Here is a 14101-nt window from a genome sequence, read left to right as displayed (position 1 = left end):
CCTCACCGCCGCGCGTCCTCCCTCACCGCCGACCGTGCGGGAGGACGCTCGATGATCAGGTTCCCTGATCCCAGCGGCGGCGCGGAGTGCTCAGTTCCCGCTGGAGAAGGCGGCGTCGAACGCCGCGGACGGCGGGTCGAACGCCAGCCGGCGGACGAACTCCAGCGCCTCGGGGGCGCCGATCAGGCGGTCCATGCCGGCGTCCTCCCACTCCACCGAGATGGGGCCGTCGTAGCCGATGGTGTTGAGCATGCGGAAGCAGGCCTCCCACGGGACGTCGCCGTGCCCGGTGGAGACGAAGTCCCAGCCCCGCCGCGGGTCGGCCCAGGGCAGGTGGGAGCCCATCCGGCCATTGCGGCCGTTGCCGACCTGCTTCTTCGCGTCCTTGCAGTCGACGTGGTAGATCCGGTCCTTGAAGTCCCAGATGAAGCCGACCGGGTCCAGGTCCTGCCACACGAAGTGCGACGGGTCCCAGTTCAGCCCGAAGGCCTCGCGGTGCCCGATCGCCTCCATGGTGCGGACCGTCGTCCAGTAGTCGTAGGCGATCTCCGACGGGTGCACCTCGTGGGCGAACCGCACGCCGACCTCGTCGAACACGTCGAGGATCGGGTTCCAGCGGTCGGCGAAGTCGCGGTAGCCGTCCTCGATCATCGACTCGGGCACCGGCGGGAACATCGCGACGGTCTTCCAGATCTTGCTGCCGGTGAACCCGACGACGGTCTTCACGCCCAGCTTCGCCGCCGCGCGGGCGGTCAGCTTCATCTCCTCGGCGGCCCGCTGCCGCACGCCCTCGGGGTCGCCGTCGCCCCACACGCGCGGGTGCACCATGCCCCGGTGCCGCTCGTCGATCGGGTCGTCGCAGACGGCCTGGCCGTTGAGGTGGTTGGAGATGGCGAACACCTGCAGGTCGTGCCGCTTGAGCAGGTCGAGCTTCTCCTGGACGTAGGAGTCGTCGTTCGCGGCGCGCTCGACGTCGAGGTGGTCGCCCCAGCAGGCGATCTCCAGGCCGTCGTAGCCCCAGCCGGAGGCCAGCCGGCACATCTCCTCGAAGGGCAGGTCGGCCCACTGGCCGGTGAAGAGGGTGACGGGACGGGGCATCAGCTGTCTCCTCGCGGGTCGGTGATCATGAGGGGATCTCGGTCCAGGCCGAGCGGTCGGCGGCGCTGCGCTCGACGGCGTCGAGCACCCGCTGGACCTGCAGGCCGTCGGCGAACGACGGCGCCGGGTCCTCGCCGGCGGCGATGGCGGTGACCAGGTCGACGACCTGGTGGGTGAAGCCGTGCTCGTAGCCCAGGCCGTGGCCGGCCGGCCACCAGGCGCCGACGTAGGGGTGCTCGGGCTCGGTGACGATGATCCGGCGGAAGCCGGCGGTCTCCGCGGGCTCGCTGCCGTCGAAGAACTGCAGGACGTTCATGTCCTCGAAGTCGAAGGCCAGGCTGCCGGCCGAGCCGTTGATCTCGATGCGGATCCCGTTCTTGCGGCCGAGCGCGAAACGGGTGGCCTCGAAGACGCCGAGCGCTCCCCCCGTGAACCGCGCGAGGAAGGCGGCCGCGTCGTCGACGGTGACCTGTCCGGTCCCCGCTCCGCCCACGCCCCCGAGCTTGCCGCTCTCCGCGGGCAGCGGGCGCTCGGTCACGAAGGTCTCCAGCGCCGCGCTGACCCCGGTGAGGGTCTGGCCGGTGATGTACTGGGTCAGGTCGACGACGTGCGCCCCGATGTCACCAAGCGCGCCGGAGCCGGCCTTGTCCTTCTCCAGCCGCCACGACATCGGTGCCGACGGGTCGGCGATCCAGTCCTGCAGGTACTGCGCGCGGACGTGCCGGACCTCCCCGATCCGGCCCTCGGCCACCAGCTTGCGGGCCAGCCCGATGGCGGGCACCCGCCGGTAGGTGAAGCCGACCATCGACCGCACGCCGCGGGTCGCCGCCTTCGCCGCGGCCTCGGCCATCGCCTCGGCCTCGGCGACGGTGTTGGCCAGCGGCTTCTCGCACAGCACGTGCTTGCCGGCCTCGAGTGCGGCGATCGCGATCTCGGCGTGGGTGTTGCCGGGGGTGCAGACGTCGACCAGGTCGACGTCCTCGCGCTCGACCACCCGGCGCCAGTCGGTCTCGGTGCCGCGCCAGCCGAGCTTGCCGGCGGCCTCGGCGACCTTGGCGGGGTCCCGGCCGGCCAGCACGGTCAGCTCCGGGCGCAGCGGGAGGTCGAAGAAGTGGGGGGCGGTGCGCCAGGCGTGCGAGTGCGCGGCGCCCATGAAGGCGTAGCCGATCAGCCCGATGCCGAGGGTGGGGGTCATCTGCAACTCCGGAGCGGGGGTGGCGCGGCAGGGGAGCGCGAAGGCTCCCCTGCCGCACCGTGGACGGATCAGGACTCGAACGCGCGGTCGATGTAGTCCTCGACGTTCTCGGCGGTGACGACGGGGGCGTTGAGCACGATCTCCCGCGGGACCTCGGGCGAGACCAGGTCGGACAGCGACTTGCCCTGCGCGACCAGGCGGGCGAGCGCGATGCCGTCAGCGGCCTGGGTGTGCGGGTAGATGACGGTCGCCTGGAGGACGGAGTCGCCCTCCTGGATCTCGCGCATGGCGTTCGCCGACCCGGCGCCGCCGACCATCACGAACTCGTCGCGGCCGGCGTTCTCGATCGCGGCCAGGACGCCGACGCCCTGGTCGTCGTCGTGGTTCCACAGGGCGTCGATCTGCGGCGCGGCCTGCAGCAGGTTGGCCGCGGCCTCCTCGCCGCCCTCGACGGTGAAGTCGGCCGCGACGCGGTTGTCGACGTCGAGGCCGCAGTCGGCGAGCGCGTCGGCGAAGCCCTGGCTGCGGTCCTGGGTCAGGGGCAGCGAGTCGATGCCGGCGATCTCGGCGACGACGGCGTCGGGGTTGTCGCCCACCTGCTCGCAGATGTAGGTGCCGGCGGAGACGCCCATGCCGTAGTTGTCGCCCAGGATGGTGGCGCGGGCGGCGAACGGGCTGTTGAACTCGCGGTCCACGTTGATCACCGGGATGCCGGCCTCCATCGCCTGCAGCGCGACCGGGGTCATCGCGGCGCCGTCGAAGGGCAGCAGCACGATCGCGTCGACGCCCTCGTTGATGAAGGTCTCGACCTGGCTGATCTGCGTGCTGACGTCGTTGGTGCCCTCGGCGACGATCAGGTCGACGTCCTCGTAGTTCTCGGCCTCGGCGCGGGCGGCCTCGGTGATGCCCGCCATCCAGCCGTGGTCGGCGGCCGGTGCCGAGAAGCCGATCCGGACGGTCTCGCCGACCTCGTCGTTCGAGCTGGCGACCGCGTTCCCGCCGCCGCCACCCCCCGACGCGGGGGTCTCCGGCTCGTTGCTGGTGCAGCCGGCGACGAGCACGCCGGCACCGGCCAGGGCGACCGCGGTGGACATCAGGCGACGGTAGGGGCGCTGCCTCGCTGCGGACATGTTCTCTCCTCGGGGTGCTTCTCCGGCGGGTCGCCGGCAGGTGCGGGTGGGTGGGACGGGTGGTTCGGTCAGGGGGTGGGGCCGGCGCCGGGCCGGTCCCCGCCGGGGGCGCCGGGCACGCTCGTGCCGCCGGCCACCGCGCCCGCCGGGGAACCCCCGGCAACCGGTCCGCCGGAGGACGACTCGCCCCGGCCGGAACGAAGGCGGTGCAGCCAGCCCGAGCCGCCCCCGCGGCCCTCGGCGAGCCGCATCTGGAGCAGGACGGCGACCACGATGATCACGCCGCGCGCGACCGCCTGGACCGAGCTGGAGAGGTTGTTGAGCGTGAAGATGTTGCCGAGCGTGACGAAGATCAGCACGCCCAGGACGGTGCCGACGATCGTGCCGCGCCCACCGGTGAGCAGGGTGCCGCCGATCACGACGGCGGCGATCACCTCGAGCTCCAGCAGCGTGCCGTGGGTCGAGCTACCGGTCGTCGTCCGGGCCATGAGCATCACGGCGGCGATGCCGCAGGTGATGCCGGAGAGCACGTAGAGCTTGAGGGTGTGCCACTGCACCCGGATCCCGGCGAGCCGCGCGGCCTCGGCGTTGCCGCCGACGGCGAAGGTGTGCCGGCCGAACGTGGTGCGGTTGAGCAGGATCCAGCCGCCGATCGACACCAGCGCCCAGATGATCACCAGCATCGGGACGCCCAGGACGTCGCCGCCGAAGAAGTCGAGGAAGCCGTCGTTCTGCACGATCTGGGTCCGGCGGTTGGCGATGATCTCGGCCAGCCCGCGCGCCGCGGCGAGCATGGCCAGGGTGGCGATGAAGGCCACCAGGCGCCCGTAGGCGATGACGATCCCGTTCACCAGCCCCGCCCCGGCGCCCACCGCAATCGCCGTGAACACCATGACGATCCAGTGGAAGTCCTCGGCCATGGCCTGGGTCGCCAGCGTGGTCGCCCACACCGACGAGAGGGCGACCAGCGCACCGACCGAGAGGTCGATGCCGCCGCCGATGATCACGAAGGTCATGCCGATGCTGACCACGCCGACGACCGCGGCCAGCCGCAGGATGGTCAGGACGTTGTCGATGTCCACGAACCGCTCCGGCGCGGTCACCGCGCCGACGACGCAGAGCAGGGCCAGGGCCACGACGAGGCCGAGCAGCGGCCCCGCCGACCCGGCCATGAGACCGGGACGCTTGCCGTTGGTGCTCTCGGGTGCGCGGTCCTTGGAGGGCGCGGGCGCGCCCGCTCCCCCGGTCGTCGCGGTGCTGCCGGTCATGCCACGTCCCCTTCGTGCGGCTGTGCGGTGGCCTGCTGCCGGTTGCCGCGTGGGCGCGGGCCGACCGTTCCCTCCATGACGAGGTCGAGCACGGCGTGCTCGTCCAGCGCGTCGGCCGGTTGCTCGGCGACGACCGCTCCGTCGGAGATCACCAGCACCCGGTCGGCGAGGCCCAGGACCTCCGGGATCTCGCTGGAGACGACGACGACGGCGACCCCGCGGTCGGCCAGCTCGCGGATCAGCGCGTAGATCTCCGAGCGGGCCCCGACGTCGACCCCGCGGGTGGGCTCGTCCAGGAGCAGCACCCGGCAGTCGCGCAGCAGCCAGCGGGCGAGCACGACCTTCTGCTGGTTGCCGCCCGAGAGCGTCCGCACCTCGCGGTTGACGTCGGCCGGGCGGACGTCGAGGGCCTGCACCTGCTCCCGGGCGGCGTCCTTCTCGCTGCTGCCGGAGAGGAAGCCCCCGCGGGCGAAGCGGGCCAGGCTGGCGATGCTGATGTTGCGGTAGACGGCGTCGCCGAGCAGCAGCGCCTGGCTCTTGCGCTCCTCGGGGGCGAGCCCCACCCCGGCCGACACCGCGGCGGAGACGCGACCCGGCCGCAGTGGCTTCCCCGCGACCGAGACGGTGCCGCTGGTGGCCCGGCGCGCGCCGTAGATGGTCTCGAGGATCTCCGAGCGCCCCGAGCCGACGAGGCCCGCCAGCCCGACGACCTCGCCGGGCCGGACGTCGAAGGACACGCCGTGGAAGGTGCCGCGCAGGCCGAGGTCGCGGACCGAGAGCAGCGGTTCGGCGGCGGCGACCGGCCGGCGGTCGGGGAAGACGTACTCGATGTCCCGGCCGGTCATCAGCTCGATCACCTGGCGGGTGGAGGTGTCCCGCACCGGCAGCCCGGTGGCGACGGTGCGCCCGTCCTTGAGCACGGTGATCCGGTCGCCCACCTCGCGGATCTCCTCGAGCCGGTGGGAGATGTACACGACCGCGACACCGTCGCGGGTCAGGTCGCGGATGACCTCGAACAGGTGCTGGACCTCTTCGTTGTCGAGGACGGCCGAGGGCTCGTCCATCACGATGAGCTTCGCGTCCTGCGAGAGCGCCCGGGCGATGCTGACCATCTGCTGCGCGGCCGCGGGCAGCGAGCCGACCTCGGCGGTCGGGCTGATCTCCGGGTGCCCGAGGCGGGCCAGCAGCGTGCCGGCGGCCTCGTTCGCCGGTGCCGGGCGGGCCAGGCCGAACCGCGAGAGCTCCCGCCCGAGGAAGATGTTGTCGGCCACGGTGAGGCCGGCGACCAGGTCGAGCTCCTGGTAGATGGTGGCGATCCCGTGCTTCATCGCCGCCTGCGGGTTGGTCAGCGCGACGGGCTCGCCCCGCCACTCGATCCGGCCGCCGTCGGGCTGGTGCGCCCCGGCGAGGACCTTGATCAGCGTCGACTTGCCCGCGCCGTTCTGCCCGAGCAGGCAGTGCACCTCACCGGCGCGCACGTCGAGGTCCACGCCGTCGAGCGCCCGCACGCCCGGGAAGGTCTTGACGATGCCGTGCATCTCCAGCAGGGGCGCCCCCGCGCCGTCCCTGCCCCGTGCACCCGGTGCACCGGCCACGTCGCCACCTCCGGAAGACTTTTGCTCAGCACTGACCATTAGTCCGTTGAGGCGACAACATATGGGGGGTGTCACACGGGGTCAAGGCTGCTGGGCCGCGGTTACCGAACCGAGACCGGCGATGACTTCGTCGACCTCCCTGCCGACACCGCGACCGAGACGTCGCGGTCCTCCGGACCGCACCGCGGCCAGGTACCGTCCCGGCCGCCGCGGAGCCCGCTGCGTCGCGCCCGCGCGGAGCGCTCCGGGCCCCGCCCGGCCCGACCGGGCGCTACCTGGCGAGGGCGCCGACGGAGTCCTCGTCGAGGAACTCCTCGATGGCCATGAGCGCGGCTCCCACCCGGCCGGAGAGGTCGGGCGCCTCGCTCACGGTGATCTCCAGGGTCCGGGCGGCCAGCGGCATCGCGCGCCGGTAGACGGCCTCGCGGATCCCTGCGAGCAGCGGGACGCCGGCCTGCGCCACCCCGCCGGTCATGACGATGCGGTGCGGGTTGAAGAAGTTGACCAGCGAGGCGAGCACCGTGCCGATCGTGCGCCCGGCGCCCCGCACCAGCTCCAGCGCGACCCCGTTGCCCTCGGCGGCCAGCCGCACGACCTCGCGGACCGTCTCCACCGGCAGGCCCGCCGCGACCGCGTCGCGCAGCAGCGCACCGCCCCCGGCGATCGCCTCGAGGCAGTTCTCCTGCCCGCACCGGCAGACGACGGTGCGCCCGTCGGGCTGGGCCACGTGGATGTGCCCGATGTCCCCGGCGCTGCCCTGCGCTCCGCGGTAGACGCGGCCGTCGACGATCACGCCGCAGCCGATGCCGGTGCCGACCTTGACGACGAGCAGGTCCTGCGAGGAGCCGGCGACCCCGATCTCGCCCAGCGCCATCACGTTGACGTCGTTGTCCACGTAGACGGGGCACTCGTAGCGGCCGAAGGCGCTCGGGATGGGGTGGTCGTGCCAGCCCGGCATGATCGGCGGGTGCGACGGCCGGCCGGTCGAGAACTCCACCGGCCCGGGCACGCCGACGCCGACGGCGCAGACGTCACGCGGGGTCAGCCCCACGTCGGCGAGCACCTTCTGGGCCAGCCGGTCGACCTCGGCGAGCACCGGGCCCGGCCCGTCGGCGATGTCGATCGGGTGCCCCACGGTGCCCAGGATCTGCGCCGACAGGTCGGTGACGGCGACGTCGACGCTGGTGACCCCCAGGTCGACGGCGAGGACGCACCCCGCCCGGCTGTTGAACTGCAGCAGCGTCGGCGGACGGCCACCGGTGCTCCAGCCCCGGCCGCCCTCCTCCAGGAGGTTCGCCGCGATCAACTGGTCGACGCGCGCGCTGATCGTGTTCCGCGACGCGCCGGTGAGGGCCACGAGGTCCGCGCGGCTGCGCGCGCGGCCGGTGCGCACGTGACGCAGCAGCACGCCGGCCGAGGCAGAAGTGGACGCCACGCCGCCATAGTGGCACGCCCGCGGCGCCGTTCCGGGTGACGTGGACCGATGGGGGGACGGCGGCACGGTTGACGACCGGCGCACGGGGCACGCTCGTTGAGCACTGGACCAGCCCCCGACCCGAGAGGTGCACACCCATGGGCCTGCCCATCACCCTGTCCGAGATCGCGCCCCGCATCTCCGCCGGCGCCTTCATCCTCAACAGCGGCCTCGGCAAGCGCGGCGCCGACGAGGAGGCCGCGGCCGGCATGCACGGCTTCGCCGCCGGCACCTACCCGTTCCTGGGCAGCGTGGCGCCGCAGCAGTTCGCGAAGGCGCTGTCGACGGCGGAGATCGCCATCGGCGCCGCGCTGCTCACCCCCTTCGTGCCGACGGCCGTCGCCGGGGCCGCGCTCACCGCCTTCTCCGGCGGGCTGCTCGGCCTCTACCTGAAGACGCCGGGCATGCGGAAGGAGGGCAGCCTGGCCCCCACCGAGCAGGGGCTGGCGATCGCCAAGGACAGCTGGCTCCTCGGCATCGGCATCGGCCTGCTGGTGCGCGGCACCGTCGACCGCGAACCCCGGCGGGTGCGCAAGGCCGCGAAGACGCTGGACAAGGCGAACAAGCGGGCGGCGAAGGCCCGCAAGCGCCTCAACGGCTGACCGACCCCGGGGGCTCCTCCCCCGGCAGGTTCACCAGGCCGACCAGCCGGCGCCGGCGCCCGTCGCCGGGCCGGTTGGCCAGCCGCTCCCGCAGCACCGCGCGCAGGTCGGCCAGGAGCTCGCCGAACTCCGCGTCGGTGAGCCACAGCCCGACCTGGCGGTAGCCGACGCCGTCCCGGGCCAGGTCGGGCTCCCCGCGGTCGAGGTAGCGGTCGAAGTCGGCGAGCAACGAGGCGACGAAGGCGGTGAACGCGCGCCGGTGGTCCTCGGCGGTCATGGCGGCGAGCTCCTCGGCCGGCACGTCCGCCGCCTCGAGCACGAGCCGGTAGCTGCGCTCGGCGGCGCCCCGGACCTTCCGCTCCCCCACGACCGCCAGCACCCCGGCGTCGGCCAGGACGCCGACATGCCGGTACAGCGACGCGACCGGGACGTCGGGCAGCGCCGACCGCAGCTCCCCGGTGGTCAGCGTGCGGTCGCCGAGGAACGCCTGCACGACACGCAGCCGCACCGGGTGGAGCAGTAGGTCGACCGAGTTCACGCGTCACCGTTCTCATGTTTGACAACAGTCTCAGACTTGAGAATAGTGACTGGCATGGCCACGCTGCAACTGACGCCCTCCACCCTGTCCGTCCGCCTCACCCGCAGGGAGAAGATCGCCGGCCTCCTGCGGGACGTCGACGTGCCGCGCTCGGCGATCCGCTCCGTCGAGGTCGTCGCGGACGCCCTCCCCGCGACCCGCGGTCTGCGCGCCCCCGGCCTGGCCCTCCCCGGCGTCCGGAAGGTCGGGACCTGGCGGCGCCCCGGCGAACGCACGCTGGTCTGCGTGCGGCGCGGGCAGCCGGCCGTGCGGGTCCGCCTCGAGGGCCAGCGCTACGGCACGCTGCTCGTCGGCGCCGACGACGCCGCCGCCGTGGCCGCCTCGCTCCGGCCGGTCCGCTGACGTGCGCGACGTCCCGGTCGAGGTGCCCGGTCCGAGCCCGCTCGCCGGCGCCCTCGCGCTCCCCGACGCCGCGCTGCCCGTCCCCGCCGTGCTCCTGGCGTCCGGCTCGGGCCCGCTGGACCGCGACTCGAACCACCGCCGCGCCCGCTTCGACGTCGCCCGCCAGCTGGCGCACGCGCTGGCCGGGGCCGGGATCGCCTCGCTGCGCTACGACAAGCGCGGGGTCGGCGGCAGCCCCGGTGACTGGCGGGCCGCCGGCCTGCACGACAACGTCGACGACCTCGGCGCGGCCCTCGACCACCTGCGCGGTCGGCCGGAGATCGATCCCGCGCGGGTGCTGCTGGCCGGGCACAGCGAGGGCGCGCTCCTCGCGGCCTCGCTCGCCGCGCGCGGCGCCCCGGTGGCCGGGCTGGTGCTCCTCGCGATGAGCGCGACGCCCGGCGAGGAGCTGCTCCGGTGGCAGGCCCGGCAGCTCGGCCCCACGCTGCCGCGGCCGGTGCGCGCCCTGCTCCGGCTGCTGCGCACCGACCTGGAGACGAAGGTGATCGCCAACCACGAGCGGATCCGGGCCACGACCACCGACGTCGCCCGGATCGGCGGCGCCCGGGTCAACGCCCGCTGGCACCGCGAGTTCCTGGCCCACGACCCGCGTGAGGACCTGCGCCGGATCCACGTTCCCGTGCTCGCGGTCACCGGCACCAAGGACCTGCAGGTGCGCCCGGAGGACCTGGCGGTGATCGCGGCGACGGTGGGCGGGCGGGTCGAGACCCGGCTGGTCCCCGACCTCACGCACACGTTGCGCCGCCAGCCCGGTCGCGCCTCGCTGACCGCGTACCGGCGGGAGCTGCGCGGTCCCGTGGACCCTGAGGTGCTCAGCACGGTCGTCACCTGGTGTGAGCAGAAGGTCACACCCGCCGACGGCGCGACGCCCCGCTGAGCGGCGCGCCGGAAGCACTTCCGCCGCGGGGCGCCCGGCCGCAGGATCTCGATCCCACGATGGTCGCCGTCCGGTGGCCGGTCCGGAGGAGGTCCCGTGCGTTCCTGGAACAAGCGTCCAGCGGCCCATCGCCTGGCCGTCGCGATCACGGGCCTCGCCCTGGTCGTGGCCGGCTGCGGCTCCGACGACGGCGACACCGAGGCCGTGGCCGACGCCCCGGCCGAGGTCACCACCGAGTCGACGACGCCCAGCGCGGCCGAGACCTCGGCGTCCACCGCCTCCTCCGCGCCGGCCGGTGAGCAGGAGACGGAGACCGTCGAGGCCCAGCTGATCGACTTCGCGATCGAGTTGGACGAGGACAGCTTCTCGGCCGGCACCTACGAGTTCGCCGTCTCGAACGAGGGCGACGCCAGCCACGACTTCATCGTCGAGCGCGACGGCGAGGACGTCACCGGAACCCAGGTGCTGCAGCCCGGGCAGTCGGAGACCCTCACGGTGGAGCTCGAGCCGGGCAGCTACGTCTTCTACTGCTCCGTGGGCAACCACCGGGCGATGGGCATGGAGGTCAGCGTGGAGGTCGCGTGAAGACGACCCCTACCCGCGACCGGTCCGGGGCGCTCATCTGGCCGCTGCGTCTCATCGGCGGCGCACTGCTCGTCGCGATGGGCTGGCTGCACCTGGACCTGTGGCTGGACGGCTACCGGACCATCGACGTCATCGGCCCGCTGTTCCTGCTCAACGCGATCGCGGGGTTCGGCCTCGCCCTGCTGGTGCTCGTCACCCCCCGCCGGCTGCTGTGGCTCGCCGCGGCGCTGGGAGCACTGACCGCGCTCGGCACCCTCGCGGGCCTCCTGCTGTCGACGACCGTCGGCCTGTTCGGCTTCGTCGAGACCACCGCGGCACCGCTGTGGTGGGAGTCCTTCTGGATCGAGGCGGCGGCGGTCGTCGTGCTCGCGGTGCTCGCCGTCGAGGCCCGGCGGCGACCCGCCTGACCCGCGCGGGTGGGTGGGGGCGTCCCCACCCACCCGCGCGGGGCTGCGCTCAGCGGACGCCGAGCAGGTGCTCCATCGCCAGCTGGTCGAGCCGCTCGAAGTGCAGACCGCGGGCGCCGAGGGCCTCGGGGTCGTGCGCCTCGCTGCGCAGCGCGTCGAGCGACTCCCCCTCGCCCAGGGTCGGGACGGCGAGCTCGCCCACGCGCGCGGCCTCCAGGGCCTCGGCGACCTCGGGGTCGGCCCGGAACGCCTGCACCTTCTCCCGCAGGACCAGGTAGTTGCGCATGCAGGCGCGGGCGGTCTCCCAGACCCCGTCCATGTCCTCGGTCCGCGGCGGCTTGTAGTCGAAGTGCAGGTAGCCGTCGTAGGCCTTGCCCGTGCCCGAGCCCAGGAGTGTGTCGACGGTCCAGAACGCACCGCGCAGGTTGCCGGCGCCGAAGCGCAGGTCCTGGTCGAAGCGGGGGCCGTGCTGGCCGTTGAGGTCGACGTGGAAGAGCTTGTCGTGCCACAGCGCCTGGGCGATGCCCTGGGCGAAGTTCAGCCCGGCCATCTCCTCGTGCCCGACCTCGGGGTTCAGGCCGACGCGCGAGGGCTCCTCCAGCTCGTTGATGAAGGCGATGGCGTGGCCGATGGTCGGGAGGAGGATGTCGCCGCGCGGCTCGTTGGGCTTGGGCTCCAGGGCGAAGCGGATGTCGTAGCCCTTGTCGCGCACGTAGGCGCAGAGGACGTCCAGCCCCTCCTTGTACCGGTCGAGCGCGGCGGCGACGTCCTTCGTCGCGCCGGACTCCGCACCCTCCCGGCCGCCCCACAGCACGTAGGTCTTCGCGCCCAGCTCGGCGGCGAGGTCGATGTTGCGCAGCACCTTGGCCAGGGCGTACCGGCGGACGGCGCGGTCGTTGGCGGTGAAGCCGCCGTCCTTGAACACCGGGGCGCCGAACAGGTTGGTGGTGGCCATCTCCACGCCGACGCCGGTCTCGGCCAGCGCCTTCTTGAAGCGCTCGAGGGTCGCCTCGCGGGTGGCGTCGTCGGGCACCAGGTCGTCGTCGTGGAAGGTGACGGCGGCCGCGCCGAGCTCGGCGAGCCGGTGCACGGCCTCGACCGGGTCGAGCGGGGGCCGGACGGCGCCGCCGAAGACGTCGACGCCCTGCCAGCCGACGGTCCACAGACCGAAGCTGAACCTGTCGTCCTTGCGGGGGGTGTAGTCGCTCATGCGGGGATCTCCGTCCGGGTCGATCGGTGGGTCGTGCTCGGCTCGGCGCCCTCCGGCGCGCGCTGGCTCGCGCGGCCGTCGGCGGACGAGGGGGTGTGCTGCTCGCCGGGGGCGAGGGTGGTCACCAGGTCGGCGACCTGGGCGTCGAGGAAGCGGCCGCGGTCCGGGGCGGGCCGGGTGGTCACCGGGCGCCTGCCCCGGCCGGCTCGAAGGAGGGCACGGGGACCAGCGTCGGGTCGTCGAACACCGACTCGAGGGCGACGTGCGCGCCGCCGCGCACGGCGGCGGTGAAGCCCAGGGTGGAGAGGACGACGCGCGCGCCGGCCACCCCGGGCCCGAGCACCCGGACCTCCAGCTCGGCCATGAGCGGCTCCATCAGCCACTTCCCGAGCACCGCGAAGTAGCCGCCGAGGATGACCACCCGCGGGTTGAACAGGTTGATCAGGACGGCGGCGCCGGTGCCGAGGGAGGTGCCGACCTGGTGGAGCGCGGCGAGCGTGCGGGCGTCGCCGGCCTCGGCCCGGGCGGCGACCTCCGACAGGCGGGCCTCGAGGTCACGAGCCGGGTCGCCGACCGGGTCGCCGGGGTCGGCGGCCGCGCGCAGGAGTGCCGCCATGCCGACCACGGTCTCCCAGCAGCCGCGCCGACCGCAGCCGCAGACGGCGTCCGGGTCGCCCAGCGACGTGTGCCCCACCTCGCCCGAGAGCCCACCGGCACCGCGCAGCAGCCGGCCCGCGACGATGACGCCGCCACCGACGCCGACCTCACCGGTCAGGTAGACCAGGTCGGGGGTGCGCGCCTCCGAGCCCATGGCCCACTCGGCGATGGCGGAGAGGTTGGCGTCGTTCTCCACGCGGATCGGGAAGTCGGCATCCAGGCGGGCGCGCAGGCCGTCCAGCACCGCGACGTCGTGCCAGCCGATGTTGGGCGCCAGCGTCACCACGCCGTCGACGCTCCGGACCAGGCCCGCGACCGCGACCGTCAGGCCGGCCGGGCGGGCGCCGGTGGCGGCGGCCGCCGCGACGGCGTCGGACACCAGCGCGGCGACGGCGTCCAGGGTCCGCTCGGCCCCGAGCGCGGGGAGGTCGAGCGCCAGCCGCTGCTCGAACAGCACCCCGCCGCGGAGGTCGAGCACCAGCACGGCGGCGTAGTCGACGTTGAGCTCGACCCCGATGCCGCAGACGCACGCCCCGTCGAGGTGCACGGTCAGCCCCGGGCGGCCCACCGACCCGGCCCGGTCGACCTCGCCGGCGGTGACGAGGCGGCGGTCGGAGAGCTCGGCCACGAGGCTGGAGACCGTCGCCTTGTTCAGGCCGGTCTCCTGGGCGATGCGGGCCCGGGAGCGCGGCCCGTGGTCGCGCAGGTGGCGCAGGACCAGCCCAAGGTTGGTCCGGCGCACGGTGGCCTGGTCGGCCGGGGCCCGACGCTCCGACGACCCGTCGTACAGCGACGGCGCCTCCCCCATGCCCACCTCCCCGGACGTCGGACCCGAAATTCGTCGGATCAGCAAACAAATTAGGGGTCGCCGGTCGGGCGGTCAAGGCGGAGCGCTCCCGCGCGGCGCGGCGCCCTCCCGCGGGCGCGTGCCCGGCGGTCGGCCTAAGGTCCCGTTCCCATGACGCCCGTGTCCGCGCAGCCCCCCGCCGACCTCACCGCCACC

The 14101-nt window shown here is 73.9% G+C and carries 15 protein-coding genes; 5 read left to right on the top strand and 10 right to left on the bottom strand.

Annotated elements, in window-relative coordinates; genetic code table 11:
- Nucleotides 1-90: 90 nt before the first annotated feature.
- The 6 genes from ACI794_RS11130 to ACI794_RS11105 form a co-directional block, all read right to left on the bottom strand.
- Nucleotides 91-1098 (bottom strand): sugar phosphate isomerase/epimerase family protein, encoded by a 1008-nt coding sequence (locus ACI794_RS11130; protein WP_456616375.1) that lies wholly within the window; start codon nt 1096-1098, stop codon nt 91-93.
- A 25-nt stretch (nt 1099-1123) separates the two neighbouring features.
- Complete coding sequence (locus ACI794_RS11125) at nt 1124-2293, bottom strand: Gfo/Idh/MocA family protein (RefSeq protein ID WP_456616374.1); 1170 nt, start codon at nt 2291-2293, stop codon at nt 1124-1126.
- Nucleotides 2294-2361: 68 nt separating this feature from the next.
- Nucleotides 2362-3387: a substrate-binding domain-containing protein gene (locus tag ACI794_RS11120; protein WP_456603163.1), complete on the bottom strand. Its 1026-nt coding sequence runs from the start codon at nt 3385-3387 to the stop codon at nt 2362-2364.
- 104 nt (nt 3388-3491) lie between these two features.
- Entirely contained in the window at nt 3492-4691 is a 1200-nt protein-coding gene (locus ACI794_RS11115) for an ABC transporter permease (protein WP_456616373.1), read from the bottom strand.
- Nucleotides 4688-6286 carry a sugar ABC transporter ATP-binding protein gene (locus ACI794_RS11110; RefSeq protein WP_456603161.1) on the bottom strand — a complete coding sequence of 533 codons (1599 nt, stop codon included), beginning with the start codon at nt 6284-6286 and terminating at the stop codon, nt 4688-4690. The genes ACI794_RS11115 and ACI794_RS11110 overlap by 4 nt, the downstream gene beginning before the upstream one ends.
- A 271-nt stretch (nt 6287-6557) precedes the next feature.
- Complete coding sequence (locus ACI794_RS11105) at nt 6558-7721, bottom strand: ROK family protein (RefSeq protein ID WP_456603160.1); 1164 nt, start codon at nt 7719-7721, stop codon at nt 6558-6560.
- A 137-nt stretch (nt 7722-7858) separates the two neighbouring features.
- Between ACI794_RS11105 and ACI794_RS11100 the strand changes: the two genes are divergently transcribed.
- Nucleotides 7859-8362, top strand: coding sequence for a hypothetical protein (locus ACI794_RS11100; protein WP_456579955.1), 504 nt, complete (start codon nt 7859-7861; stop codon nt 8360-8362).
- Here ACI794_RS11100 and ACI794_RS11095 read toward each other — a convergent pair.
- On the bottom strand, nt 8352-8900 hold the full coding sequence (locus ACI794_RS11095; protein ID WP_456603158.1) for a helix-turn-helix domain-containing protein: 549 nt from the start codon (nt 8898-8900) through the stop codon (nt 8352-8354). The genes ACI794_RS11100 and ACI794_RS11095 overlap by 11 nt on opposite strands.
- A 54-nt stretch (nt 8901-8954) precedes the next feature.
- Between ACI794_RS11095 and ACI794_RS11090 the strand changes: the two genes are divergently transcribed.
- The 4 genes from ACI794_RS11090 (at nt 8955) to ACI794_RS11075 (ending at nt 11231) form a co-directional block, all read left to right on the top strand.
- Nucleotides 8955-9302, top strand: a complete 348-nt coding sequence (locus tag ACI794_RS11090) for a hypothetical protein (RefSeq protein WP_456603157.1) — start codon at nt 8955-8957, stop codon at nt 9300-9302.
- A 1-nt stretch (nt 9303) separates the two neighbouring features.
- A complete protein-coding gene (locus ACI794_RS11085; RefSeq protein WP_456616372.1) occupies nt 9304-10239 on the top strand; it encodes an alpha/beta hydrolase family protein in 936 nt (311 codons plus the stop codon).
- 96 nt (nt 10240-10335) lie between these two features.
- A complete protein-coding gene (locus ACI794_RS11080) occupies nt 10336-10824 on the top strand; it encodes a cupredoxin domain-containing protein (protein ID WP_456603155.1) in 489 nt (162 codons plus the stop codon).
- Nucleotides 10821-11231 (top strand): hypothetical protein, encoded by a 411-nt coding sequence (locus ACI794_RS11075; protein WP_456603154.1) that lies wholly within the window; start codon nt 10821-10823, stop codon nt 11229-11231. The genes ACI794_RS11080 and ACI794_RS11075 overlap by 4 nt, the downstream gene beginning before the upstream one ends.
- A 49-nt stretch (nt 11232-11280) precedes the next feature.
- Here the strand turns inward: ACI794_RS11075 and xylA are convergent, their stop codons facing one another.
- Genes xylA through ACI794_RS11060 form a run of 3 tightly spaced genes read right to left on the bottom strand, consistent with a single transcriptional unit; the run spans nt 11281 to nt 13906 of the window.
- Nucleotides 11281-12441: a xylose isomerase gene (gene xylA, locus ACI794_RS11070; protein WP_456603153.1), complete on the bottom strand. Its 1161-nt coding sequence runs from the start codon at nt 12439-12441 to the stop codon at nt 11281-11283.
- Nucleotides 12438-12626, bottom strand: coding sequence for a hypothetical protein (locus ACI794_RS11065; RefSeq protein WP_456616371.1), 189 nt, complete (start codon nt 12624-12626; stop codon nt 12438-12440). The genes xylA and ACI794_RS11065 overlap by 4 nt, the downstream gene beginning before the upstream one ends.
- Complete coding sequence (locus ACI794_RS11060; protein WP_456603151.1) at nt 12623-13906, bottom strand: ROK family transcriptional regulator; 1284 nt, start codon at nt 13904-13906, stop codon at nt 12623-12625. The genes ACI794_RS11065 and ACI794_RS11060 overlap by 4 nt, the downstream gene beginning before the upstream one ends.
- Between the last annotated feature and the right edge of the window lie 195 nt (nt 13907-14101).

The organism is Blastococcus sp. SYSU DS0541, assembly GCF_054050875.1.
This window is presented reverse-complemented; position numbering and strand designations above follow the sequence as displayed.

What these genes read in the sequence shown, in the direction of transcription:
- ACI794_RS11130 (WP_456616375.1), bottom strand. Translation starts at nt 1,098, where the DNA reads ATGCCCCGTCCCGTCACCCTCTTCACCGGCCAGTGGGCCGACCTGCCC.
- ACI794_RS11125 (WP_456616374.1), bottom strand. Translation starts at nt 2,293, where the DNA reads ATGACCCCCACCCTCGGCATCGGGCTGATCGGCTACGCCTTCATGGGC.
- ACI794_RS11120 (WP_456603163.1), bottom strand. Translation starts at nt 3,387, where the DNA reads ATGTCCACCGCGGTCGCCCTGGCCGGTGCCGGCGTGCTCGTCGCCGGC.
- ACI794_RS11115 (WP_456616373.1), bottom strand. Translation starts at nt 4,691, where the DNA reads ATGACCGGCAGCACCGCGACGACCGGGGGAGCGGGCGCGCCCGCGCCC.
- ACI794_RS11100 (WP_456579955.1), top strand. Translation starts at nt 7,859, where the DNA reads ATGGGCCTGCCCATCACCCTGTCCGAGATCGCGCCCCGCATCTCCGCC.
- ACI794_RS11090 (WP_456603157.1), top strand. Translation starts at nt 8,955, where the DNA reads ATGGCCACGCTGCAACTGACGCCCTCCACCCTGTCCGTCCGCCTCACC.
- xylA (WP_456603153.1), bottom strand. Translation starts at nt 12,441, where the DNA reads ATGAGCGACTACACCCCCCGCAAGGACGACAGGTTCAGCTTCGGTCTG.
- ACI794_RS11060 (WP_456603151.1), bottom strand. Translation starts at nt 13,906, where the DNA reads ATGGGGGAGGCGCCGTCGCTGTACGACGGGTCGTCGGAGCGTCGGGCC.